Raw genomic sequence first — 22,558 nt, 5'->3', positions numbered from 1 at the left:
CAACCACGAGCCTAAGCGGTAAGCCGCGTCCACCAGAAGATGCGCTTCCAGATACTTGGCCCGGAAACGGGCCTTTTTGTTTCCGATCGTCAGACTGTCGATACACGAGCACAGTGTTAGGGGTTTATATGAGTGGGGTCGAAGCTCGCGGGAATTCCGTGAGAATCTATTTTCAACACAACGGGGAAAAGTGCCGGGAATCAATCCCGGGGGGGCAACACACCGGCCATCGTGGCCCAGGCAAGGCGCCTGGTCGACATCATCGAATACGAGATCCAGACCGGCACGTTTGATTACGCGCGGCACTTCCCCAACTCGGCCAAGCTGGTCGAAAGCACCTTCGGCCACTACCTGGACCTGTGGTTAAAAATCAAGGCCAACAGCGTGGCGGCGTCGAGCTATCGAGGCTACGTAAACAAAGCAGAGGTCCATGTGCGGCCGCGCTGGGGGAAGGTACAGATCAATAAGATCGATCACCTGGACCTGCAAGAATGGATTCAGGGCACCCTGTCTAAAACGCTCAAAAACAAGACCATCCGCGACATCATCAGCAACGTGCGGCAAGTGTTCCGGCTGTATCGCACCAGGATGAAAGTCGCGCACGACCCAACCGAGGGTTTGATGGTGCGTCTGCCAGATCCCGAGGCGCCGGACCCGTTCACTAGGGCGGAAATCAAACAGATCCTCGAAACACCGACCAGCCGTACGCAAGAGCTGTTGATGGTTCAGTTCATGATTTGGGCCGGCCCCCGGGTATCCGAGACCATCGCCCTGGCCTGGGAGGATGTAGACCTGGAGCAAGGCACAGTGACCTTTCGCAGGTCCAAGGTGCGCGGGGCGTACAGGGTGACGAAAACCCGGCGATCGACGCGCAGGGTCCGACTACTCGCACCCGCCTGGGACGCACTGCAGAAGATCGATGCGTTGAATCGGAAAAGGAAAGCGGAAACCGTTGATATCGTCGAGCGGGACAACAAGACGGTGCGCCAACACAAACTGCACTTTGTCTTCCTGAACACCAAAAGCGGTCTGCCACACGTCAACGACTTCGTGGTACGGGACAGGTTCTTCAAGGCTCACTTGCTCGCGGCCGGGGTTCGTTACCGTGGGCCTGGCCAGTGCCGACATACGTACGCCAGTCAATTGCTCACCACCGGTGTGGCGTCGATCGACTGGATAGCCGAGCAGATGGGGCATACCAACGGGAACATGATCCGCCAGCATTACGGGACGTGGATCAATGAGGATGGGCCAGATGTAGTGGGGATGCTGCAGTTAGCGTTAAAGCTATAGCAAACCAACCTGCGGAGGGTCGGTATACCAGTCCATGGAGTGCTGGTCTCCGTGGATCAATGAAAAGGCCCCCAAGCTTAGACAAAGCGTGAGGGCCTTTTCACATATAAGGCGTTATGCGCAGCCAGCTACGTGAACGATATCGCATCACGGCTTTACCGATTTGACCAGGAGCTCGTAGTCTTTATAAATTCTGTTCAAGTGTGTTCTGACGTTTTGCGCTAAAACTTCAAAGCATCTTGTATGTTGCTCTCGATACATTTTCCGCTCAGCTGGTTCGATTGCTTCCAGCGTCTTGGCAAGTTCCGGGTGCTGGGTTGGGCCCGAGAGAATAGCTTCGACCGCTGTACCAAGAAACACCATCTGATCGGTCAGGCTAAGCATGGCGAGGACCCCATTTGTTGAGCCAAGTTCATGCATAGGAACCCCTTGAAGGGCCTTTACTATGCCATCGATTATGACCTTGTGATAAACATCATATATACGAGGATCAACATGTCCTTCACTAAAATCCGTCTCAGCGATAACTTTACGTATATTGCACGCATGCGCATAGGCGGCTTCAGCAACAGCCAAAATCGCCTTGCGCTTTTCTGATAGAGCTTTCTTGACCTGAAAGCGTGGCACTAAGATAGCAACCACTAAGGCAAATAGCGCGCCAATAGCCTGAACCCATGCGGGTGCTTCGGCTTTGGATAGGTACCCGCCGAACCGATCAAAAAGTACGTACATAAGTAATACCAAGACCATACTTCCGCCAATAAAACGTATAGCCCTTAACCCTTTTTTCATAACTTCACTCCTGAATGGCTATTAAATTTTAAAATTAGCGGTACATCTCGCGGCGGTTGCCAAGCTGTAGAACCAGGATTCGCAGTGCCCTGCCCTGAATGTCGCAGATCAAGCGAAAATCCCCGACGCGATAACACCACAGACCGCCGAGTGGGCCTGTGAGTGCTTTTCCGGTACTACGAGGATCACCTCTGCCCTCAATCCGCTCATCCATGAAATCAAGGATGCGCTGGGCCCGGCCAGTTTAGCTGCCGGATGGGGACTCCTTTCCGTGATTCATTCTCCGCAGCGGTATACCGTTCCAATGGCTGAAGTCCAAGGCACCTGGCGGCACCTCCTGCACATCGGCCAGCTCGTAAGTGCCATCGGGCCGAGGCACCCACACCCGCTTACTGCCAGGTGAAGCGGACGAGGTGTCATTGAGCAATTTCGGCTTCGAATCGTTGAGGTTTGGTAATGCCATATCAAGGCCCTCCAAGGACTGCATCTGAATGAGCAACCAGACTAACTCAGCTTTTTCAGGCCATTTGACAGGGGTTTGCTAGGCCCTCGGTAGCCAGCTGGAAGGCCAAAACGGGTTTCCCTTTCCAGGCGAGAAAACCACCCTCCAGTCCCATATCTGTCCCATATCGCCCTTTTTCAGACACCAAAAACCACAAACCCCCGACTTTCTCTAGGAAAATCAGGGGTTTGTGTTTGCAGAATGTGGCGGTGAAGGAGAGATTCGAACTCTCGATACAGTTTCCTGTATACACACTTTCCAGGCGTGCTCCTTAAGCCACTCGGACACTTCACCGTATCTCGTCAAACCTATTCAGTCTGTCGAGGCGCGCTAATGTAGTCGAAAGCTTTTCCGATGGCAAAGGTTTTTTTCAGAATTTTCATGCGGTTAAGTCGATCAGTCGCACTCCCCCAGCCCCTCGGCCCGCGGAGCAGGGCAAAACCGCCAATCTCCGGCCCGGCGCGCAGCGTTCTATCCTCTCCCCGGCAGGCCCGCCGTAGCCCTCAGCCCGGCCCTTGGGTGGAAAAGGCTGACTCACCAGTCAGTCACGGCGCTTTACCTGACCCCAGCGGCTGGGTAACGTCTGCCCCACTTCTATATAAGGAATTGCGTCATGAGTGAATTGATCTCTTACCACCTCGACGACGGTATCGCGACCCTGACCTTGAGCAATGGCAAGGTCAATGCCATTTCCCCGGACGTGATTGCCGCATTCAACGCCGCCCTGGACCAGGCCACCGCCGACCGCGCCATCGTGATCATCACCGGCCAGCCCGGTATCCTGTCCGGCGGCTACGACCTGAAAGTGATGACCGCCGGTCCCAGGGAAGCCGTGAGCCTGGTGACCGCCGGTTCCACCCTCGCCCGTCGCCTGCTGTCCCACCCTTTCCCGGTGATCGTCGCCTGCCCGGGGCACGCGGTGGCCAAGGGGGCTTTCCTGCTGCTCTCGGCCGATTACCGGATCGGCGTCGAGGGGCCGTTCAGCATCGGCCTGAATGAAGTGCAGATCGGCATGACCATGCACCACGCCGGGATCGAACTGGCCCGCGATCGCCTGCGTCGTTCGGCGTTCCATCGCTCGGTGATCAATGGCGAGATGTTCAACCCGCAGGATGCCGTGGATGCCGGCTTCCTCGACAAGGTGGTAGCCGCCGATGCGCTGAAGGACACCGCACTCGCCGCCGCCCAGGCGCTGAAGAAGATCAATATGACCGCCCACAAGAACACCAAGCTGAAAGTGCGCAAAGCGCTGCTGGAAACCCTGGATAACGCGATCATTCTCGATCAGGAACATATGGGCTAAGCCTCGGGTGTAGGCCTTCAGCGCACAGGCACGCTCAAGGCCGCCAAAAGCTTCGCGAGCAAGCTCTGCTCCTACAGATTTTTGGTGTATGCAGAGTTTGTGTATGACGACCAACTGTAGGAGCCTGGCTTGCCAGCGAAGAGGCCTTCAAGGCCGCCAAAAGCTTCGCGGGCAAGCCCTGCTCCTACAGGATTGTGGTTGTATCCAGCATGTGTGTTCGGGCGAGGTATCTCTGGAGCGACTCCCCGTTTTGCAAGGCACAACCTCGCAACCGCTCTAGCCCGCACCTGTCGCCAGCAAGCGGAAACATGCGCTAAAACATCGCCATCTCCCGGCTACAGACGGCAATTGCCGAAAACAGTGCACATCCGTACACTGCGCCACCTTTTGTCCGGGCGGGACCTGTAGATGTTGTTTTTGCTGCGTATGTTGTTGATGGGACTGCATTTTGTGCTGGCCGGGGTGCTCGGTGTATTGCTCGGGCTGTGTCGCCCCTTCAATCCGGACAACAGCCGGCTGTGTGCCCGCCTCTATGCCTTGCCTGCGATGTGCATCCTGCGCCTGCGGGTCAAGGCCGAGGTCAGCGCCTTGACGGACAACCCCCACAACTGTGTGATCGTCGCCAATCATCAATCCAACTATGACCTGTTCGTCTTCGGCAATGTGGTCCCCCGCCGCACCGTGTGCATCGGCAAGAAAAGCCTGAAGTGGGTCCCCCTGTTCGGCCAGCTGTTCTGGCTGGCCGGCAATGTGCTGATAGACCGCGGCAACGCCCACAAAGCCCGGCGTTCCATGCTGACCACCACCGAAACCTTGCAGCACAAGGACACCTCGATCTGGGTCTTCCCGGAAGGCACGCGCAACCTGGGCGAAGAACTGCTGCCGTTCAAGAAAGGCGCGTTCCAGATGGCCATTGCCGCCGGCGTGCCGATCGTGCCGGTGTGTGTCAGCAGCTATATCAAGCACATGCGCCTGAACCGCTGGCGCAGCGGCAAGATCCTGATCCGCTCGCTGCCGGCGATTCCCACCGCCGGGCTGACGCTGGACGATATGCCCATGCTGATCGCCGAATGCCGGGAACAGATGCGCGCCTGCATCGAAGCCATGGATCGACAACTTTTCCCCGAACTCCCACGCGTTTGCTGACTCTGATCAGGCACGGCGGGATAAGCTGCACCCCGCCCCTCCCTCAAAAAAGAAGAAGTGATCAGCACTATGGGTAGAGTCGTTGCCTCGGCGGTTTACAGTGCCGGCAGGAAAGTCCGGGATATCACACTCGATGAAGGCAGTGCCTGGGCGGCCAAGCCCGACCACTTTGTCTGGATCGGCCTCGAAGAGCCCAACGCCCAGGAACTGGCCAACCTGCAAAAGCAGTTCAATCTCCACGAACTGGCCATTGAAGACGCCCTGGAAAAACACAGCCGACCCAAGCTTGAAAGCTTCGGCGATGCACTGTTTATCGTCACCTATTCGCCGGTGCGCCATGAAGGCAAGCTGGAGTTCATCGAAACCCACATCTTTGCCGGCAACGGCTACATCATCACTTGCCGCAACGGCCACTCCAAATCCTACGCCCACGTCCGGCAACGCTGCGAAGCACGGCCGCTGCTGCTGGAGCACGGCGAGGACTTTGTGCTGTATGCCCTGCTCGACTTCGTCACCGAGAGCTATCAGCCCGTCAGCGAAGCCATCCACGCCGAGATCGACGAGCTGGAAAAGAATGTGCTCGGCAGCGCCCTGAACGAAGGCGATATCCAGCGCATCCATCATCTGCGCCGGGACGTGCTGCGCCTGCGCCGCTACGTCGCGCCGATGGTGGAGATCAGCGAGGAGGTGTCGCGCCTGGACTTCCCGTTCATCGACAAGAACATGCGCCCGTATTTCCGCGACGTGCAGATCCATGTCACCCGCCAGATGGAAGACCTGGCGACGCTGCGCGATATCGCCAGCCAGACCATCGAGATCGGCGTGCTGCTGGAGGCGGCGCGCCAGAGCGTGGTGCAGCGCAAGTTCGCCGCCTGGGCGGCGATCCTGGCGTTTCCGACGGCAGTGGCCGGGATCTACGGGATGAACTTCCAGAATATGCCGGAATTGAGCTGGCACTACGGCTACTTTGCCGTTCTGGGGTTTATCTCGGTAGGCTGCGTGACGTTATGGGCCAGCTTCAAGAGATCCGGCTGGCTATAACTCAACGCCGCTGATGGCGCCGCCCAGGCCCCTGAAGGCACCCGTCGACGCCCTCACCGATTCAGGCCGATGCCGCCTCTGGCTTATGCGCCACAAAACGCATCATCCATTCTGCAACAGTGGTGCCGTGGTGCTCGTGCACCAGGCTCGCCACGCCGTTGGAGTAGATCTGCTCGCCAAGAAACTCCTGGCGGATCTCCAGCAGCGCCCGGGAGTAGTCGTGGATAAATTCCGGATGCCCCTGGAAGCACAGCACCTGGTCGTTGATGTGGTACGCGGCAAACGGGCAGAAATCGCTGGAGGCAATCACCGTGGCATTTTCCGGCAGTGCGGTGACCTGGTCCTGGTGGCTGATCAACAAGGTCAGTTCTTCGCGCACCGGGCTCATCCACGGCGCCTTGGCGGCCATCTTGTATTGATGGATGCCCACGCCCCAGCCCTGGGTCGCCCGCTCGGTCTTGCCGCCCAGCAGCAGCGCCAGCAATTGATGACCGAAGCAGATGCCCAGCAGCTTGTCACCACGCTCGTAGCGGTTGAGCAGGTAAACCTTGAGGGTCTGGATCCACGGATCGCTGCCGAAGGAGTCGGCCTTGCTGCCGGTCACCAGGTACGCGTCGAAACTCAGCTCGTCACTCGGGTAGTTGCCCTGCATCACATTGTAAATACTGAACTCGGCCGCGATCGGTTGCCGGGAGAACAGGCGCTCGAACATCTGCCCGTAGCCCTGATATTGATCGACCAGTTCCGGGCGCAGGACATCGGTTTCCAGAATGCAGATGCGTAACGACATAAAAATACCTGACACAAAAAGATAAAGAATGAAACCCGAGCCTGCCTTGAAACCTGCTTTCAAGGCAAGCACAGAACGCGCGCTCGCAAGCTCCGGTTCAGCTTGCCGGCAAACCGACGAAAGGGAGGCCGAACGGCCGTGCCCCTCACACTCGGACGAACGGTAGTCTGCTAAGGGACAGTCGCTTTTCACCCTTGCACGTGTCTAGCAAAAGGCCCGCTAGCCGGCTGGCGATATGCCTCATGCCTTTTTAAAAAGACTTCCTGATCTAATGATACGAAATGGTTCTAAGCCAAGTGTGACGCGGGCTCTAAGGTTAAGCCTGTAGCGATGGCCGTCGGGTTTTGCCGGGGCATCGCCTACGTCACCTTTAACATTGTTGTCAGTAGTCGTCGTCAGGAATAACAACAAAAGGCAGTCCGCCATGTTCAAACATTCGAAAATCCGTCAAGCCGGTCTCATCGTCATCGCCACCACATTACTATTGATCCTGCCGAACCTCACCAAAGTGATCGGCTAGACGCTCTGTGGCGTGTTTCCCGGCAACCCCGCACCGACCTTACGGGTTCACTACCGAAGTGCGGTTTTGTGTGCCAATCTTGAGCCATGACTCGATGGAGGGTGACTCATGCGCTACTGGATCATCATTACCGCGCTGCTCATCAGCTTTTCCGCCCAGGCCGGCATCATCGATGTGAATCGCGCGGTGGACGAAATCCGCGACGGTGCGCTGATTCTCGATCTGCGTAATAACGCCGATTTCGCCGCCGGCAATGTGCACAACTCGCTGCAAGTCGACCTGGCCCTGGAGGACGGCACCGGCAACAACGCCGAGGGCCTGGCCTACCAATTGCGCCAGGTGGTGTTCGATCCCAGCGCCACGGTGGTCATCTATAGCGACACCAACCAGCACGCCCTCGATGCCGAAGACACGCTGATCAAGCATGGCTACCTCGGCATCGTCAACGGCGGTAATTACGAAGAATTGCGCGACGCGATCTTCGACCATGTCGAAGACACCCCGAGCTGGGTCTTCGAAAACGACGACAACACGGCCGACGAGGCCGCACCATCAGGTCCTCCTGCCGAATGAAACCGCTGATACTGCTCACCTCCCTGCTGTTCTGCCCTGCCCTTTACGCCGCGCAACTGGAACTGCCCCAAGGCACCGGCAGCCGGACCTGGCAAACCGAGGAACTGCTGGGCCAGGCCCAGACCATCACCGTCAAGGATGATGTCTCCTACAAGCGCGATATGACCTATCGCGCCGTGCCGATGGCAACATTGCTGCAAGGCATCAAGGCCGACGATCATCTACAGGCGGTGGCGCTGGATGGTTTTGCCGCCGAGATGGGCGCCGCCCCACTGTTGAACCGCCAAGGCGCCCAAGCCTGGCTGGCGGTGGAGGATCCGGCTCAGCCATGGCCGCCACTGGCTGACGGCAAACCGAGTGCCGGGCCGTTTTACCTGGTCTGGACAGACCCGCAGGCCGGCCATATCAGTCCCGAGCAATGGCCCTACCAGATGGCCAGTATCCAACGCCTGGCCCCGGTGGCCGAACGTTTCCCGGCCCTGCGTCCGGACCCGAAGCTGGCGGCCAATGATCCGGTGAACAAGGGCTTTGCCCTGTTCCAGAAAAACTGCATGGCCTGCCATCGACTCAACGGCGCCGGAGACGCACAAGTCGGACCGGACCTGAACGTGCCCTACAACCCCACCGAATATTTCGCCGCGGGCTACCTCAAACGCTATATCCGCGACCCGCAGAGCCTGCGGCACTGGCCACAGGCGAAAATGCCCGCGTTCGCCCCGGCGGTGCTGCCGGACGGCGAACTGGATCAGTTGGTGGCGTACTTGAAACATATGGCCAAGCGCAAACAGCCGCTCTAAGACGTTATTGCTGCTGCACCGACAGGACCGGCAACACCGGCGTCGGTGACACCAGCACCTTGGCGTGCATCTGCTCACAGCCGCCGCCCCGGCGCATGCCACGGACCGGACAGGCATCAAGGTAGTCCAGGCCCACCGCCAGTTTCAGATGGCGCTCGGGCCGGGACAACTGATTGGTCACATCGAAGCTGTACCAGGCGTCGTCCAGCCAGGCTTCGGCCCAGGCGTGACTGGCCAGGTGCTCGCTGTTCTCGCTGTACAGATACCCCGACACATACCGCGCCGGAATCCCCAGGCTGCGTGCGCACGCCAGGAACGCGTGGGTATGGTCCTGGCACACCCCGGCGCGCCGGGCAAAGGCCTGGGCGGCGCTGGTGTCGACTTCGGTGGCACCCGGCGTGTAGGTCATGTGCTGGTTCAGCGCCTGCATCAGGTCGATCAGCGCGCTGCGATCACGCCGCTTGCGGCATTGCTTGTCGGCGAAGCCGCGCAGGGCATCGTCCGGCTCCGTCAAACGGGTCATGCGCAAGAACGGCAAGGCCGACTGGCTCTCGTGTTCGGCCTCGCGCTGCTCGTCGATATCCACCTGGCCCCGGGCGCCGATGATAATGGCTTCATGGGGCTCGTCGAGGGTCAGCACGTGGAGGATATTGCCGAACGGATCGAGCTGCGCCCGCACCGGACGCGGCAAGGTCAGTTGCCAGCTGAGCACGTGCTGGCGCTCGCTGTCGTGGGGGGTCAGACGCAAATACTGGATGCTCGCCCGAACCTGATCCTCGTAGTGATAGGTGGTCTCGTGGCTAATGGAAAGTCTCATGCAGCCTCCAGGTAGGAACTGTGGATGGCGTTGCCCAGTTCGGCAACCAGGGGAATGAACTCGATCAGCCAGGTGTGCAGGCCTTCATCGAGGATTTCATCGATACCGGTGTAGCGCAGTCGCGCGTCCATCTCGGCGGCCAGGCGCTGGGCCGGCCGGCCGTTGATGCCCGGCAGGCTGGCGAGGATCTGGTCGATTTCTTCGGTGCAGGCGCGCAATGAGCGCGGCACATCGGCACGCAACAACAGCAGTTCGGCGACCTGCCGCGCGCCCGGGGCGTCACGGTAGATCTCAGTGTAGGCCTCGAACGACGACAAGGCCCGCAGCAACGCACTCCACTGGTAATAGGCGTGGGCCGTGCCGTCGCTGACCGCGTCAGCCTGGTCGCCGGCCATGTCATAGCGGGCATCCAGCAGGCGCAGGGTGTTGTCGGCCCGTTCGATAAAGGTACCCAGGCGAATGAAACGGAAGGCATCGTTACGCATGATGGTGCCGTAGGACGCCCCACGGAACAGGTGGGAACGCTCCTTGATCCACTCGCAGAAACGACTCATGCCATAACGCCCCAGGCCCTGGTCGGCAATGCCGCGAATCTCCAGCCAGGTGGCGTTGATGTTTTCCCACATGTCCGCGGTAATCCGCCCACGTACCGCATGGGCACTGGCCCGTGCCGCCCGCAGGCAGCTGAAGATGCTCGCCGGGTTGGCCGCGTCCAGGGCGAAGAAGTGCAGCAGCCGGTCGGCATGCAGCTCGCCATGGCGCTCCAGGTAATCGTCCAGGGTACCGGTGATCAACAACGGCATGGCCATTTCATGCAGGCCGTCACCCCGACCGTCCTGCGGCATCAGCGACAACGAATAACTCACGTCGAGCATCCGCGCGAGGTTTTCCACGCGCTCCAGATAACGCGACATCCAATACAAATCCGAGGCAGTTCTACTTAGCATGTCAGGCTTCCTTAATCCTCGACCACCCAAGTGTCCTTGGTGCCGCCGCCCTGGGACGAGTTCACCACCAGGGAGCCTTCGCGCAGTGCGACGCGGGTCAGCCCGCCCGGCACCACGCGGGTCTCGCGACCGGAGAGGACAAATGGACGCAGATCGATATGGCGCGGGGCAATGCCGCTCTCGACAAAGGTCGGGCAGGTCGACAAGGACAACGTCGGCTGGGCGATATAGGCATGGGGCTTGGCCTTGAGCCGGGCACGGAAATTCTCGATTTCCGCGGCGCTCGCCGCCGGCCCCACCAGCATGCCGTAGCCGCCCGAGCCCTGGGTTTCCTTGACCACCAATTCAGGTAGATGCGCCAGCACGTGGGAGAGTTCCTCGGGCTTGCGACATTGCCAGGTCGGCACGTTCTTCAGAATCGGCTCTTCGTCCAGGTAGAAACGGATCATATCGGTAACGAATGGGTACACCGACTTGTCGTCCGCCACCCCGGTGCCGATGGCATTGGCCAGCACCACATTGCCGGACCGGTAGGACGACAGCAGGCCCGGCACACCGAGCATCGAATCGGGGTTGAAGGCCAACGGATCGAGGAAAGCGTCGTCGAGGCGGCGATAGATCACATCCACCTGTTTCGGGCCGTCGGTGGTGCGCATGAAGACCTTGTCGTCACGCACGAACAGGTCGGCCCCTTCCACCAGTTCCACGCCCATTTCCCGGGCCAGGAACGCGTGCTCGAAGAACGCACTGTTGAAGCGCCCGGGCGTCAGTACCACCACGCTCGGGTTGTCCAGGGGACTGGAGCTTTTCAGTGTGTCGAGCAACAGGTTGGGGTAATGGTCGATGGGCGCGATGCGTTGGGCGGCGAACAGCTCGGGGAACAGGCGCATCATCATCTTGCGGTCTTCGAGCATGTAGCTCACGCCGCTGGGAGTGCGCAGGTTGTCTTCGAGAACGTAGTAGCTGCCGTCGCCATCACGAACCAGGTCGACCCCGGAAATATGCGAGTAGATATCGCGGTGTAGGTTCAGGCCCTGCATGGCCAGTTGGTACTGCTCGTTGGCCAGCACCTGTTCGGCGGGGATGATCCCGGCCTTGATGATTCGTTGTTCGTGGTAGAGGTCGGCGAGAAACATGTTCAGCGCCTTGACCCGCTGGATGCAGCCGCGTTCCACGACACGCCATTCACTGGCGGGAATGCTGCGGGGAATGGTGTCGAACGGAATCAGCCGTTCAGTGCCTTGCTCGTCTCCATAGAGGGTGAAAGTAATCCCGGCGCGATGAAACAGCAGATCGGCCTCACGTCGCCGTTGTGCCAACAACTCCTCGGGAGTGTCGGCCAGCCAACGAGCAAATTCCCGGTAATGCGGGCGGACCTGTCCGCCGGCATCGTACATCTCGTCAAAATAGGTGCGGATCATGCCGTGCTCCTTGTCACCCGGTCACAAGAGCCTTCGCAAGGCCCGTGCCATCGGCATAAACGCTTTAATATCAACAGGTTGGATAATCATCCAACTTGCGCCGCACCATCACTGTGCAGTAAACGCCCCAATGTAATCAGCAGCGCCTCATTGCGAAGCAGGCTTTGCCTATCCACCAGCATAGTCAGAGTTTGTCCGCCTGCGCGGGCGGTCCTTTTTTGTGCGTGATAAACAAAAACGGCCAACCCTTGGGTCAGCCGTTGCTGGTTGAAAGAAGAAGTGCACTCAATTGAGTGCCCGCACCGGGTGCTTGACGCCCCACCCTTCGATCGTACCGCCCAGGGGCTCGACCACCGCCCCGAAGTTCTGCTCGAAGTCACCGATACCGCCATAGGTGGCGTACATCACCTTGCTCAGTTCCAGGTACCAGGCGCCGTCGTCGCGGACACTGACCTGGGCATTCAAGGATTCACCGCGAAACTTGCCTGCCGCCCTGCGCGCCCGCTCCTCGTCCGGGAAAACGGCATAGAACTCGATGGGATGGATGCGTGCGAAATCAAAACCGCCTTCTTTCATGCGGCGCAGCACGTTGCTGCTGATGTCTTCTTGATAGGCTGTGCTCATGAAACGTCCTCCTCAGCAAGCGTTGGATAGACTTTCCGTACTCCCGAACCAGGCACCGAACGGCGCTGGCGATACGACAAACGGGAAACAAGCATGTAGCTGACAAGACCAGACCTATAGCGAATCATTCGCTGATCTCCCTTGCAGAGTAGCGCGATGACATCGCCTCTGCCAGAGGGAATGCAGAGGAAAAAACGCGGTCAGGGTAAAGGCGTGATACTGAGGATCTCGATGCTGTTCTGATCCTTCAGGCTTTTGACTGTCGGGTCCGGGGCACGGCCTTCCAGGTCATTGAGGTCCAGTGTGGCAGGAACCGGCAACAGCTTGGCGCGAATCAATCGCGCGGCCTGTTCCAGGTCCGGTTGGCTGGCGCATTCGAACTGTTCGGTGTCCTGCACGCCATGATCGTCGACGAAGGTAACTGCCCACTTGCTCATCGGTGCCTCCTCGGTAAAGCCCATGGATGGGCTTATAACATCTGGACTGTGGGGCACAGGAGATCGTTCAACCTGCTTTGAGCCGCACAAGCCCTGGAAAACACTGCATAACCTTGTAGGAGCAGGGCTTGCCCGCGAAGAGGCCCTCAAGACCACTAAAAACTTCGCCGACAAGCCAGGTTCACAAGGTCCGTGAATATTCCGACAAGGTTTCAGCCCCTCACTTCTCCGCGCGTTCCTTCAGGGCCTTGAGGGTATTGAACGGCGCATCGACCACAAACTTGTTGGCCAGCCACGATGGCACGCTGCCGCCCGGCTCGGTATGCACCTGGTAGGTCACTTCGGTCATGCCGCCGTCCTTGGGCACCAGCTTCCAGAAGCCTTCGACCTGGGCGACACGGACATAACCTTTCTCTTCCGGCAGGTAGGTCGGCACTTCCTTGAGCGTGCGGGTCAGGCTGCCGTCAGCGCCCTTGGTGGTGGTGATCTGCAAGATCGAGTCACGATCGGTGACCGGGAACGGTGCCTTGAACTGGGTGTAGGTCCAGCTCAGGTCACCGTCCTTCTTCAGCAGCTTCTGCGACTTGCACTCGTGAATCCAGGCACAGGCGCCGACCACGTCTTCCTGCAGCGCCTGGATCTTCGCCACGGGCGCCTTGATCAGGGTCACGCCACGGTAGGCCTTGTACTGGGAGTTGGCCACTTCACTCAGGGAAACCTTGATGCCGTCCTGATCCTTGGCCGTTTCCCAGTTTTCCGCGTAGGCAGTACCGCTCAACAAGACAGTCAAACCACAAACCACAGCCATTCGATGCAGCGAACTCATTGTTTTATTCCTTATTGTTGAAGTTCCGGTCATTGAACACACCTTAAGCCGCTGTCATTTGCTCCCACCAGCCGATCAAGCGGATAGCCTCTTCACTGCTGCTACCGCACACCTCGGGATCGGCCTGGAAAGCCCCGCACACAGAGGGCCGTTCAGGCTTGCCAAACAGGCCGCACAGACCTTCGACCGAGAGTTGCACGCAACGTTCTCCCGCCGGCTTGCCGTTGGGCATACCCGGAATCGGTGTACTGATGGAAGGGGCGATGCAACAAGCGCCACAGCCCTCACGGCACTTCATGACGACAAGCTCCTGACAAGGGAAACGGTGTGTGGAAGACAGAGTAACCGCTAAAACGGCTGTTTAAAATTGATCGCATAATTGTTTTTCACCGATAAGCCCCATGACCGGGCAGTCACCGACGAAACGTTGTGCAGGGAGAGGCCGTTTTACTGTTTGAATTCAAAATCCAGGGCCGCACCGTCGACTTCCTTGCGGTTTTCGTTACGCAGCTGCAGGTCCATCTCATTCTTGAGCAAGCGCCCGTTGAGCTGGAAAGGTGTCTGTTCAGGCGTTTTTTCGAATAGCTGCGGTAACAACGGCCGACTTTTCGACAACGGCACTGCGCCCACCGGTTCAAGACGCTTGACCATCTCCTGGGGCAGACTCAGATCCAGCTGGGCCGGTGGCAGCTTGGTGTTCAGCGCGTCACTGGCCGGCACGGCCTTGGCGGCAATCGGTGCACGTCGCTTGGCCTTGCCCGGCTGAGCCTTCCGGGTTGTTGCCCGTTTACTCGGCAGCGGCTTTTTCTTCACCAGCTTGACGCTGCTGGCCGGGGTCCCGAGCGGCTTCTCCGTCGTCGCGGGCACGCTGCTGGCCTGGGCCTGCGCCGTCACAGCCCCCCCGGCGCCCATGCCTGTCAGCAGGATCATCAACAGCAAACGAATGGAAAAAGTCGCTTTCATAGGCTCTACGACGTGGACGACAGAGGGCGCATATGCTCGCCTGTTGAACGCCTCCTGACAAGCAGGCGATCATCCAGGGCCGTCCATTCCTGTAGCCATCCCGTTACAAAAGCCCCGCCGCGGTCTCCTGGCACAGCTGGCTGGCCAGCATGCCGAGGGTCATCAATGCCCGTTCGGCCTCGCGGTTCCAGGGGATCCCGCAGTTGAGCCGGATACAGTGGTTGAATTGCTCGGTGTTACTGAAGATCAACCCCGGGGCGATACTGATGCCCTGCTGCAGCGCCCGCACATGCAACTCCTGGGTGTTGACCCGTCCGGGCAGGCTGACCCACAGAATGAAGCCGCCGGTGGGCCGGGTCATCTGCGTCCCTTCCGGGAAGAACTGCTGCACCGCCAATTGGAAGGCACTCAGGTTCTTCCGGTACTCCTGGCGGATATAACGCAGGTGTCGGTCATAGCCGCCGTTCTCCAGGTAGGCCGCCACCGCCATCTGCGTCACGCTGCACGCCGAGTGGGTACTGAAGGTCTGCAAGCGCTGGATTTCCTGCTGGAACTTGCCGGCGATCATCCAGCCGATGCGCACGCCAGGGGACAGGGTCTTGGAAAAGCTCGAACAGTAGATCACCCGGTCCAGTCGGTCATAGGCCTTGAGGGCCTTGGTCCGGCCGACTTCGAACATCAGTTCGCCATAGATATCGTCTTCGACGATCTGGATATCGAAGTCCGAGGCCAGGCGCAGCAACTGTTTCTGCCGCTCTTCCGGCATGGTCCCACCCAATGGATTGCTCAGGCGGGTAGTCAGGACCAGGGCCTTGATCGACCATTGGTTGGCCGCCAGTTGCAGGGCCTCCAGGCTCATGCCGGTGGACGGGTCGCTGGGAATCTCGATGACTTTCAGGCCCAGCAGATCGGCCAGCTGCAGCAGGCCGTAATAGGTCGGCGATTCGGCGGCGATCAGGTCGCCCGGCCGGGTCAGCACCCGCAACGACATTTGCAGGGCGTCCACACAACCGTGGGTGATCACCACTTCCGAAGGGTCGATCACCACCCCGGCATCGCGCATGCGAATCGCCACCTGGCGGCGCAAGGGTTCGAAACCGGGACTGAACATATAGCTGAAGGCCCGCGGGCTGTGGAAGCGCGTGACCTTGGCCAATTGCTGGTGCAGGGCGCGCACCGGCAGGTAATCCACCGACGGCACCGCCGCACCGAAGGGAAACACCCCTTCACGACGGGACTCGACCAGCACCTGCTGGATGATGCTGCTGCGGGTGACCAGCCCTGGTCGCTCGACCCGGGCGATGTCCGGCGTAGGCGCGGTCAGGGCCGGGGTCTGGTGGACGTAGTAGCCCGATTGCGGACGCGCGCGGATCAGCCCCTGGTCTTCCAGGTTGGCATAGGCCTGCAGCACCGTGGCGTGGCTGACATTGAGCTGCGAGCTCATCTTGCGCACCGACGGCACCCGCTCACCCGGCTGATAGACGCCCCGCCGGATATCCTCGGCGAGCTGCTGCGCAATACGTTGGTAGAGCAATAGGTTGGTCATGAAGCGGCACTCGGTTTCAACGGCATTTTTATTCTTGGAAGCAACGATACCGGAACAGTTCAAAAGTGTACTGGCACAGTTTCTACAATAGTCGACAATACAGTGACAAGAGAAGTAAAACTGTACGGGCATCTGCATTGCGGTCTGCAAGCCATTGAACGTGTTCTGCCAACGCGGGTGCTCGTCCTGGTAAATCTGATTACCGCTTACGATTGCGGCGTACTGCCCCGGGTACGCCGCGCGAACTGCTGACCCCTGCTCTGCACCTGAAATGCCAGCCCCTGTGCTAGCGTGATGAAGCGCGACGCTAGCGTCCGGGCCGCATGCGTTAGCTGCCTAAGCGCAACCCACCATCACAAGTGATGATGTCCCCGCTGATGAAACTATTGGAGATGAGGAAAGCGATGGCCTGCCCAACGTCTTGCGGTTGCCCCACGCGCCCGACGGGCGTCTTGGCGGCATAGTCGGCAAAAACGGGAGCTTTCTGCTCGTCCGTCAGGAAATCCCACCAGGGCGTGTCGATCACACCAGGAGAAACTCCATTGACCCGCAGAGGACGCAACTCCGCGGCGAGGATAGGGACCAGTGCGGCAACCGCTGCGTTAGCTGCGCCGATCCCGGCTGTCCCAGGCATGGCGGACTGAGCGGTCACCGCCGAGATGAAGGTGATACTGCCGTCCTTGCGCAACGAGGGGAGCGCAGCCTGTGCCGTGGCAAAGTGAGGGAAAACCTTTTCCTCGAAACCTTGCCGCACTTCGTCGAGGCTGACAGATGCGAATGGTCCGGCCCCTTTGCCGCTACCAAGCGACAGTACGAGGTGATCGAATGCGCCGATGCCCGCGAAGGCATCGGCTAGGCTGCCCGTGTCAGCGGCATCAAGAACGAGGACGGTAAGATCACCGCCCAATTCAGTCTTCGCCACTTGCAATCGCTGTTCGGTACGGCCTGTGATCGTGACTTTGTGGCCCAGGGCAAGAAGCTGGCGAGCGGTCGCAAAACCAATACCGGTCGATCCTCCGATGATGACTGTGTGTTGTTGAATTGACATGATTTTTCCTTTTCTAATGGTTGAGAGATGAAATGCGTGACGACGGTGGGTCAGACCGGTTGCCTGACTGAAGTCGTTATGCGCCGCTTGATGTGCCGGGATGGGCTTTCGGCAAGCCGACAAGTTCGAGACTGATCGACCGCAGGCGCTCACGCGCGGCAGCGTCATAGGCTTGTGGGTTGGCCCGTCGTGGCTGAAGTCCAGCGAAATACAGACCGCTCACTCCTTCCGTCTCGCCGGCAACAGCAAGATGGAGGATTGCATTGGCCCCTTCGTCAACGGTGCTGATCGGTGCGATACCGTCTTTGCGCACCATGGCGGTATCCATGTAGGTCGCCGGATGCAGGCTGTTTGCCGCGACCCCAGATCCGTCCAGTTCACGGGCAAGATCGAAGGTGAACATGATCTGCGCGAGCTTGCTCTGGCAGTAGGCTCGCGCACCGCTGTAGCCATTCGTCAGCATGATGTCGGCGAAATCGATGGACTGCTGGCCCACCGATGCAACATTGACGATTCTGGCGGGTTGGCTCTTTTGCAAAAGCGGCAGTAGAAGGCGCGTTAGCAAGAAGCCGGAAAGATAGTTCACGGCAAAACGCAACTCGTAGCCATCCCGACTTACCTCCCGCGACGAACCGGGACCGCCAACGCCGATTCCAGCATTGTTGATAAGTACGTCAAGACGGCCATGGTCACGTTGAATGGCTTCTGCCAGTGCACGCACCTGTGATCGCGAAGAAAAATCGGCCGGATAGAAAGTTCCGCTGCCGCCTAAATTGCGGATCTCTGTCAGCAGACCCTCGGCCCGCAATCGGTCGCGGCCATGGATCAATACGGTCGCACCTGACTTTGCGAGCCGTTGGGCAACCCGACGCCCGACGCCATCCGTAGATCCTGTAATCAATATCGTCTTTTCTTTTAGCTCCATGCTGCCAACCTCTATTGAACTTAATAGCGTTGCTGGCATTGTTCCCCGATCCCGATACCACAAACAGTTCCCGACCTATCATGGTATCGATACTGCTATGCTGAGGAGATGAGCGATCTTCCGACCACCTCTGAAATTCGTCGCCGCGAGTTCGGAGCCTTCCTGCGTTCCCGCCGCGAAAAGCTGACGCCTGCCAACGTCGGGCTGGCTGAAGGATTCCGCCGGCGAACACCAGGGCTGCGGCGCGAAGAGGTTGCATTGCTCGCGGGCGTAGGAACCACTTGGTATACGTGGCTCGAACAGGGACGTGATGTGCATCCCTCGGTTGAAGTGCTATCGGCACTTGCCGACGCGCTCAAGCTCGATCCCGCCGAACGGAGGCATCTTTTCGTCCTGAACAACCGGCCGCCGCCGGAGGCCGCCTTGACAGGTCCCGAACGGGTCGAGGAGCCGTTGCGACGGATGCTCGATAGCCTGACGGGGCAACCTGCCTATGTATTGGGCCGTCGCTGGGACGTGCTCGCCTGGAACCGTGCGGCCGAGGTACTGTTTGGCGACTATGGCAAGCTTCAAGGCGACGAGCGCAACATCATGCATCTCGTCTTTGCCAACGGGGCGCACCGTCGTTTGCTGGTCGATTGGGACAAACTCGCACCGGCGGCGCTGGCCATGTTCCGTGCCGACAGTGCCCGTTATGCCGGCGATCCCGAGTTCGAGCGGTTGATTGCCACGCTGATGAAAGCCAGCCGCGAGTTCCGAGACTGGTGGCCCAGGCACGACGTGCAGCGGCCCTTTACCGGACACAAGCGCATCAAGCACCCGGTGGGCGGTCGCATGACGTTTGAATACACCAGCCTGGTCGTTTCCGATCAGCCAGACATGAAACTCATCGTGTACACGCCACTCGACGAGGCGAAGACGGCCGTGAAACTGGCTGACTTGCTTCAGACGCCATCTCGGAGCAATAGGAATGCAAGGGTTGAGTAGCCAATGCCCCTTGCCTCTGGCTAACACTTCCCCTTGCCGGGCGTGTAGAGGACGTTCGCCTCCAAGCCACCAGCGAGGCCACCACAGCCAAGCGGGTTGCGCTTGCGCGCAACGCGCCATGCCTGGCGCACAATAAAAAACCCGGCGTTTTTGTGGACGCCGGGTTTTCGGGGGAAGCGTCCCGCCGTCAGCGCGCCGCGCCCAGCTGGCCTTTCTCATCGGAAAAGACAATCTCGACCCGACGATTCTGCGCCCGTCCACGCTCGGTGGCGTTCACATCCACCGGGTACTGGTCGCCATAACCTTCAACCTGGATGCGCTTCTCGTCGATCCCCAGGTCCACCAGCATATCGGCCACCGACTGCGCGCGCTCGCGGGACAGTTTCAGGTTGCCGTCGGCATCGCCGGTGCTGTCGGTATAACCCTCGATACGCACAACGCGCCGTGGGTTGAGCTGGAGAAACTGCACCAACTTGAGCACCGTGCGGTTGGCCGAATTCTTCAACTCCGCCTCACCGGTGTCGAACAGCACATCGCCGAGGGTCATCACCAGGCCGCGATCCTTCTGGTTACTGGTCAGGCTGGCGATCTGCTCTTCGACCCACTTGCCCTGCTGCTGCACGCTGAGCAATTTGCTTTCGCGCAACGCCAGTTGCAGGCGCTGACGCTCCAGTTCCAGCTTGGCCGCCCGCTCCTGGTTCAACGCGGTTTCGGTGTGTTCACGGGCAATGTCGGCGTAGCGCTCACTCAGGTAGGCGTAGTGCTCGACGTCACCGGCGCTGCCCAGATAGCCGGACAGGCGCTCGGCCCGGGACAGGGATTCACCGGCACGGATCACGTCCTTGGGCGCGTAACGCAGCACATTGGCATCTTCCTTGACCTTCTGGAAGCTCGCCGACGCCGCCTGCAAGGCCGCCTCGCTGTCGTTCTGGCCGGCGCAACCGTACAAGCCGACACAGGCCAGCAACAACAGGCCGCCCACCCTTGCGCTCGAATAGATCATTGAGCCGCCTCCAGCTGCTTGTTCAGGCGCGTGATGCGGGTGTTGAGCAGCGTGACCTGCTCCTGGCTCTTCTCGGTCAGGACCTTGGCTTCGGCCAGGCGTGCATCCAGCTCGGCCTGTTCAGACTTGCGCCGGGCACCACGGAAAGCATCCTCGAGCATATTGGCCTTGGCCCGGCGGAACTTGTCCTCGGCCATTTTCAGCTCAGGGACATCGTTGGCGTTGGCCCCGACGGCATGGGCCTGCGCGATGGCGCGCTCGGTCAGGCGCATCTGCTCGTTCGGCGCCGGGTCGGTGGCACAACCCGCCAGCGCCAGCACGGCCAGGGCCGCAAATAGAGGTCGAATACTCACAAAAAAATCCCTACGGTTTTGGGGCGCTGACCGGTTGCAACTGCGCCTTCCAACGCTCCAGATTGCGCTGCAGCGCGGCTTCGGTCAGGCCGGAGGCGGGCAATTCTGTCATCTTTTTCGCCAACTGTCCGCGCAACCAGGGATCATTGCAGGCCGAGTTGTGGGAAACGGCGAGAAACAGACCGGGCTGGTCGACCGGTTGCGGATAGGCCTTGAGGTCGTTGGCCATGCCCAGGGCCTGGGTCGTGACCATGCCGGCATAACGCCCGGCCAGCACGTAGTCGACCTCGCCCAGCAGCAGCTTATGGAAAGCCGGGGTCAAGGCCGGCGTACGTTGGAGGGTCAGGCGCTCCTTGCTGAAAGTGCTGAACGGCTGGGTCAGCCGGGCCTTTTCCGAGATCGCCCCGGTGTGCCCGCGCAAGTCCTCGGCGCTGCTGTAGAGCAGCGGCGAATCCTTGCGGGTCCAGACCAGGAAGTCGTTGCGCACCAGCGCCGGGTGGACGTAGTCCAGCGAATCCAGCTCATCGAGGGCGATGGGCGCATCCACCAGCAGATCCATACGCCCACTGCGCACCTCTTCCTGGGCCTGGGCACGTTTGCCGCCGTAAAGCACCTCGACCTTGAGTCCCAACTCCCCCGCCACCTGGCGCAGCAGATCGGCACTGGCGCCGATCAGGTGCACCGGGTCCTGCGGATCGCGCCACAGGTACGGCGGCGAATCCGGGCTGCCGGTGACGATCAGGCGCTCGCATTTGCCCAGTGCCTGGGCCTGCGGGGCCAATACGGGCAAGCCCAGCAGCAGTGACAGCGCAACGGCGCGAAGCCTGTCCATGAAGTGAATCTCCCTTGCAAAAAAAACCCGGCCAAAAGGCCGGGTTCTTTTATAAGCCAAGCCGCTGGATCAGACCAGCTTCTCGAACTCGGGTACGGCTTCGAACAGGTCCGCCACCAGGCCGTAATCGGCGACCTGGAAGATCGGTGCGTCTTCGTCCTTGTTGATCGCGACGATCACCTTGGAGTCCTTCATACCGGCCAAATGCTGGATCGCGCCGGAGATACCGACGGCGATGTACAGCTGCGGCGCGACGATCTTGCCGGTCTGGCCGACCTGCATGTCGTTCGGCACGAAACCGGCGTCGACGGCGGCGCGGGAAGCCCCCACCGCAGCACCGAGCTTGTCGGCCAGGGCGTACAGGTGCTTGAAGTTGTCACCGTTCTGCATGCCACGACCGCCGGAAACGACGATCTTGGCAGCGGTCAGTTCAGGACGATCGGACTTGGCCAGCTCTTCGCCGACGAACGACGATTTGCCTGCATCATGAGCCGCGGCGACGGCTTCAACCGCGGCCGAACCGCCTTCAGCGGCAACCGGGTCGAAACCGGTAGCACGCACGGTGATGACCTTGACGGCGGCGTTCGATTGCACGGTGGCAATGGCGTTACCGGCATAGATCGGACGCTTGAAGGTGTCAGCGCTTTCCACCGAGATGATCTCGGAGATCTGGTCGACGTCCAGCTGCGCGGCAACCCGTGGCAGGATGTTTTTGCCGTTGGAAGTGGCAGCAGCCAGGATGTGGCTGTAGCCCTTGCCCAACTCGACAACCAGCGGAGCGACGTTTTCCGGCAGTTGATGGGCGTAGGCGGCGTTGTCGGCCACCAGCACTTTCGACACGCCAGCGATTTTCGCGGCAGCTTCAGCCACGGCACCCACGCCCTGGCCTGCAACCAGCAGGTGAATATCGCCACCGATTTTCGCGGCAGCCGCCACGGTGTTCAGGGTGGCCGGAGCCACGACCTTGTTGTCGTGTTCGGCGATTACCAAGATAGTCATGATCAGATTACCTTCGCTTCGTTTTTCAGTTTCTCGACCAGTTCTGCAACCGACTTGACCTTGATACCCGCGC

At 59.9% G+C, this 22,558-nt stretch carries 24 protein-coding genes, 1 tRNA gene and 1 pseudogene; 7 read left to right on the top strand and 19 right to left on the bottom strand.

Going from position 1 to position 22,558, the window contains the following annotated elements; genetic code table 11:
- Window positions 1-128 precede the first annotated feature (128 nt).
- Window positions 129-1,293: pseudogene (locus tag M5C71_RS08545) on the top strand (DUF3596 domain-containing protein).
- Window positions 1,294-1,440: 147 nt separating this feature from the next.
- Here M5C71_RS08545 and M5C71_RS08540 read toward each other — a convergent pair.
- The 3 genes from M5C71_RS08540 to M5C71_RS08530 form a co-directional block, all read right to left on the bottom strand.
- The gene (locus tag M5C71_RS08540; protein WP_248767621.1) at window positions 1,441-2,085 is read right to left on the bottom strand and encodes a hypothetical protein; all 645 of its coding nucleotides are present in this window, start codon (window positions 2,083-2,085) and stop codon (window positions 1,441-1,443) included.
- Window positions 2,086-2,119: 34 nt separating this feature from the next.
- Window positions 2,120-2,311 carry a type II toxin-antitoxin system mRNA interferase toxin, RelE/StbE family gene (locus M5C71_RS08535; RefSeq protein ID WP_349294012.1) on the bottom strand — a complete coding sequence of 64 codons (192 nt, stop codon included), beginning with the start codon at window positions 2,309-2,311 and terminating at the stop codon, window positions 2,120-2,122.
- A 480-nt stretch (window positions 2,312-2,791) separates the two neighbouring features.
- Window positions 2,792-2,881: transfer RNA gene (locus M5C71_RS08530), tRNA-Ser, on the bottom strand.
- A gap of 319 nt (window positions 2,882-3,200) precedes the next feature.
- Between M5C71_RS08530 and M5C71_RS08525 the strand changes: the two genes are divergently transcribed.
- The 3 genes from M5C71_RS08525 (at window position 3,201) to M5C71_RS08515 (ending at window position 6,077) form a co-directional block, all read left to right on the top strand.
- Entirely contained in the window at window positions 3,201-3,890 is a 690-nt protein-coding gene (locus M5C71_RS08525; RefSeq protein WP_248745679.1) for a crotonase/enoyl-CoA hydratase family protein, read from the top strand.
- A gap of 408 nt (window positions 3,891-4,298) precedes the next feature.
- Window positions 4,299-5,036: a 1-acylglycerol-3-phosphate O-acyltransferase gene (locus M5C71_RS08520; protein WP_248767619.1), complete on the top strand. Its 738-nt coding sequence runs from the start codon at window positions 4,299-4,301 to the stop codon at window positions 5,034-5,036.
- Window positions 5,037-5,105: 69 nt separating this feature from the next.
- The gene (locus M5C71_RS08515) at window positions 5,106-6,077 is read left to right on the top strand and encodes a magnesium and cobalt transport protein CorA (RefSeq protein WP_103499483.1); all 972 of its coding nucleotides are present in this window, start codon (window positions 5,106-5,108) and stop codon (window positions 6,075-6,077) included.
- 61 nt (window positions 6,078-6,138) lie between these two features.
- On the opposite strand, the gene M5C71_RS08510 is transcribed toward M5C71_RS08515, so the two are convergent.
- Window positions 6,139-6,867 (bottom strand): amidotransferase, encoded by a 729-nt coding sequence (locus M5C71_RS08510; protein WP_103499484.1) that lies wholly within the window; start codon window positions 6,865-6,867, stop codon window positions 6,139-6,141.
- Window positions 6,868-7,495: 628 nt separating this feature from the next.
- Between M5C71_RS08510 and M5C71_RS08505 the strand changes: the two genes are divergently transcribed.
- Window positions 7,496-7,960, top strand: coding sequence for a rhodanese-like domain-containing protein (locus tag M5C71_RS08505; RefSeq protein ID WP_103499485.1), 465 nt, complete (start codon window positions 7,496-7,498; stop codon window positions 7,958-7,960).
- A complete protein-coding gene (locus tag M5C71_RS08500; protein ID WP_177101633.1) occupies window positions 7,957-8,757 on the top strand; it encodes a cytochrome c in 801 nt (266 codons plus the stop codon). The genes M5C71_RS08505 and M5C71_RS08500 overlap by 4 nt, the downstream gene beginning before the upstream one ends.
- Window positions 8,758-8,761: 4 nt before the next feature.
- On the opposite strand, the gene M5C71_RS08495 is transcribed toward M5C71_RS08500, so the two are convergent.
- From M5C71_RS08495 to M5C71_RS08445, 11 genes are all read right to left on the bottom strand, one after another.
- Window positions 8,762-9,574 (bottom strand): transglutaminase family protein, encoded by an 813-nt coding sequence (locus M5C71_RS08495; protein WP_103499487.1) that lies wholly within the window; start codon window positions 9,572-9,574, stop codon window positions 8,762-8,764.
- Window positions 9,571-10,521: an alpha-E domain-containing protein gene (locus tag M5C71_RS08490; protein WP_100940699.1), complete on the bottom strand. Its 951-nt coding sequence runs from the start codon at window positions 10,519-10,521 to the stop codon at window positions 9,571-9,573. The genes M5C71_RS08495 and M5C71_RS08490 overlap by 4 nt, the downstream gene beginning before the upstream one ends.
- An 11-nt stretch (window positions 10,522-10,532) precedes the next feature.
- Window positions 10,533-11,942 (bottom strand): circularly permuted type 2 ATP-grasp protein, encoded by a 1,410-nt coding sequence (locus M5C71_RS08485; protein ID WP_103499488.1) that lies wholly within the window; start codon window positions 11,940-11,942, stop codon window positions 10,533-10,535.
- A 285-nt stretch (window positions 11,943-12,227) separates the two neighbouring features.
- Window positions 12,228-12,566 carry a ribonuclease E inhibitor RraB gene (locus tag M5C71_RS08480; RefSeq protein ID WP_100940701.1) on the bottom strand — a complete coding sequence of 113 codons (339 nt, stop codon included), beginning with the start codon at window positions 12,564-12,566 and terminating at the stop codon, window positions 12,228-12,230.
- Window positions 12,567-12,766: 200 nt separating this feature from the next.
- Window positions 12,767-13,003, bottom strand: coding sequence for a hypothetical protein (locus tag M5C71_RS08475; protein ID WP_247263424.1), 237 nt, complete (start codon window positions 13,001-13,003; stop codon window positions 12,767-12,769).
- Between the two features lie 220 nt (window positions 13,004-13,223).
- The gene (locus M5C71_RS08470; protein WP_103499490.1) at window positions 13,224-13,829 is read right to left on the bottom strand and encodes an START domain-containing protein; all 606 of its coding nucleotides are present in this window, start codon (window positions 13,827-13,829) and stop codon (window positions 13,224-13,226) included.
- A gap of 43 nt (window positions 13,830-13,872) precedes the next feature.
- Window positions 13,873-14,127: a YkgJ family cysteine cluster protein gene (locus M5C71_RS08465; RefSeq protein WP_103499491.1), complete on the bottom strand. Its 255-nt coding sequence runs from the start codon at window positions 14,125-14,127 to the stop codon at window positions 13,873-13,875.
- 149 nt (window positions 14,128-14,276) lie between these two features.
- Complete coding sequence (locus M5C71_RS08460) at window positions 14,277-14,792, bottom strand: hypothetical protein (protein WP_103499492.1); 516 nt, start codon at window positions 14,790-14,792, stop codon at window positions 14,277-14,279.
- A gap of 103 nt (window positions 14,793-14,895) precedes the next feature.
- The gene (locus M5C71_RS08455; RefSeq protein WP_100940706.1) at window positions 14,896-16,338 is read right to left on the bottom strand and encodes a PLP-dependent aminotransferase family protein; all 1,443 of its coding nucleotides are present in this window, start codon (window positions 16,336-16,338) and stop codon (window positions 14,896-14,898) included.
- 328 nt (window positions 16,339-16,666) lie between these two features.
- Entirely contained in the window at window positions 16,667-17,386 is a 720-nt protein-coding gene (locus tag M5C71_RS08450; RefSeq protein WP_103499493.1) for an SDR family oxidoreductase, read from the bottom strand.
- 76 nt (window positions 17,387-17,462) lie between these two features.
- Entirely contained in the window at window positions 17,463-18,311 is an 849-nt protein-coding gene (locus M5C71_RS08445) for an SDR family NAD(P)-dependent oxidoreductase (protein ID WP_177101636.1), read from the bottom strand.
- Window positions 18,312-18,419: 108 nt separating this feature from the next.
- Between M5C71_RS08445 and M5C71_RS08440 the strand changes: the two genes are divergently transcribed.
- Window positions 18,420-19,298 (top strand): helix-turn-helix transcriptional regulator, encoded by an 879-nt coding sequence (locus M5C71_RS08440; RefSeq protein WP_103499495.1) that lies wholly within the window; start codon window positions 18,420-18,422, stop codon window positions 19,296-19,298.
- A 187-nt stretch (window positions 19,299-19,485) separates the two neighbouring features.
- On the opposite strand, the gene M5C71_RS08435 is transcribed toward M5C71_RS08440, so the two are convergent.
- The 4 genes from M5C71_RS08435 to M5C71_RS08420 all read right to left on the bottom strand — a co-directional run bounded on the left by M5C71_RS08435 (window position 19,486) and on the right by M5C71_RS08420 (window position 22,485).
- Window positions 19,486-20,301, bottom strand: a complete 816-nt coding sequence (locus M5C71_RS08435; protein ID WP_103499496.1) for an OmpA family protein — start codon at window positions 20,299-20,301, stop codon at window positions 19,486-19,488.
- Window positions 20,298-20,654, bottom strand: coding sequence for a DUF4398 domain-containing protein (locus tag M5C71_RS08430; RefSeq protein ID WP_248767618.1), 357 nt, complete (start codon window positions 20,652-20,654; stop codon window positions 20,298-20,300). Before M5C71_RS08430 ends, M5C71_RS08435 begins: the two co-directional genes overlap by 4 nt.
- 10 nt (window positions 20,655-20,664) lie before the next feature.
- The gene (locus M5C71_RS08425; RefSeq protein WP_103499498.1) at window positions 20,665-21,486 is read right to left on the bottom strand and encodes a transporter substrate-binding domain-containing protein; all 822 of its coding nucleotides are present in this window, start codon (window positions 21,484-21,486) and stop codon (window positions 20,665-20,667) included.
- Between the two features lie 69 nt (window positions 21,487-21,555).
- The gene (locus tag M5C71_RS08420) at window positions 21,556-22,485 is read right to left on the bottom strand and encodes an FAD-binding protein (protein WP_248767617.1); all 930 of its coding nucleotides are present in this window, start codon (window positions 22,483-22,485) and stop codon (window positions 21,556-21,558) included.
- Window positions 22,486-22,558: the final 73 nt, after the last annotated feature.

The sequence above is a fragment of the Pseudomonas sp. MWU12-2345 genome, assembly GCF_023242385.1.
In the GTDB taxonomy this organism is placed as follows: domain Bacteria; phylum Pseudomonadota; class Gammaproteobacteria; order Pseudomonadales; family Pseudomonadaceae; genus Aquipseudomonas; species Aquipseudomonas gingeri_D.
The sequence above is the reverse complement of the archived record's forward strand: the minus strand, read 5'-3'. Positions and strand labels throughout refer to the sequence as shown.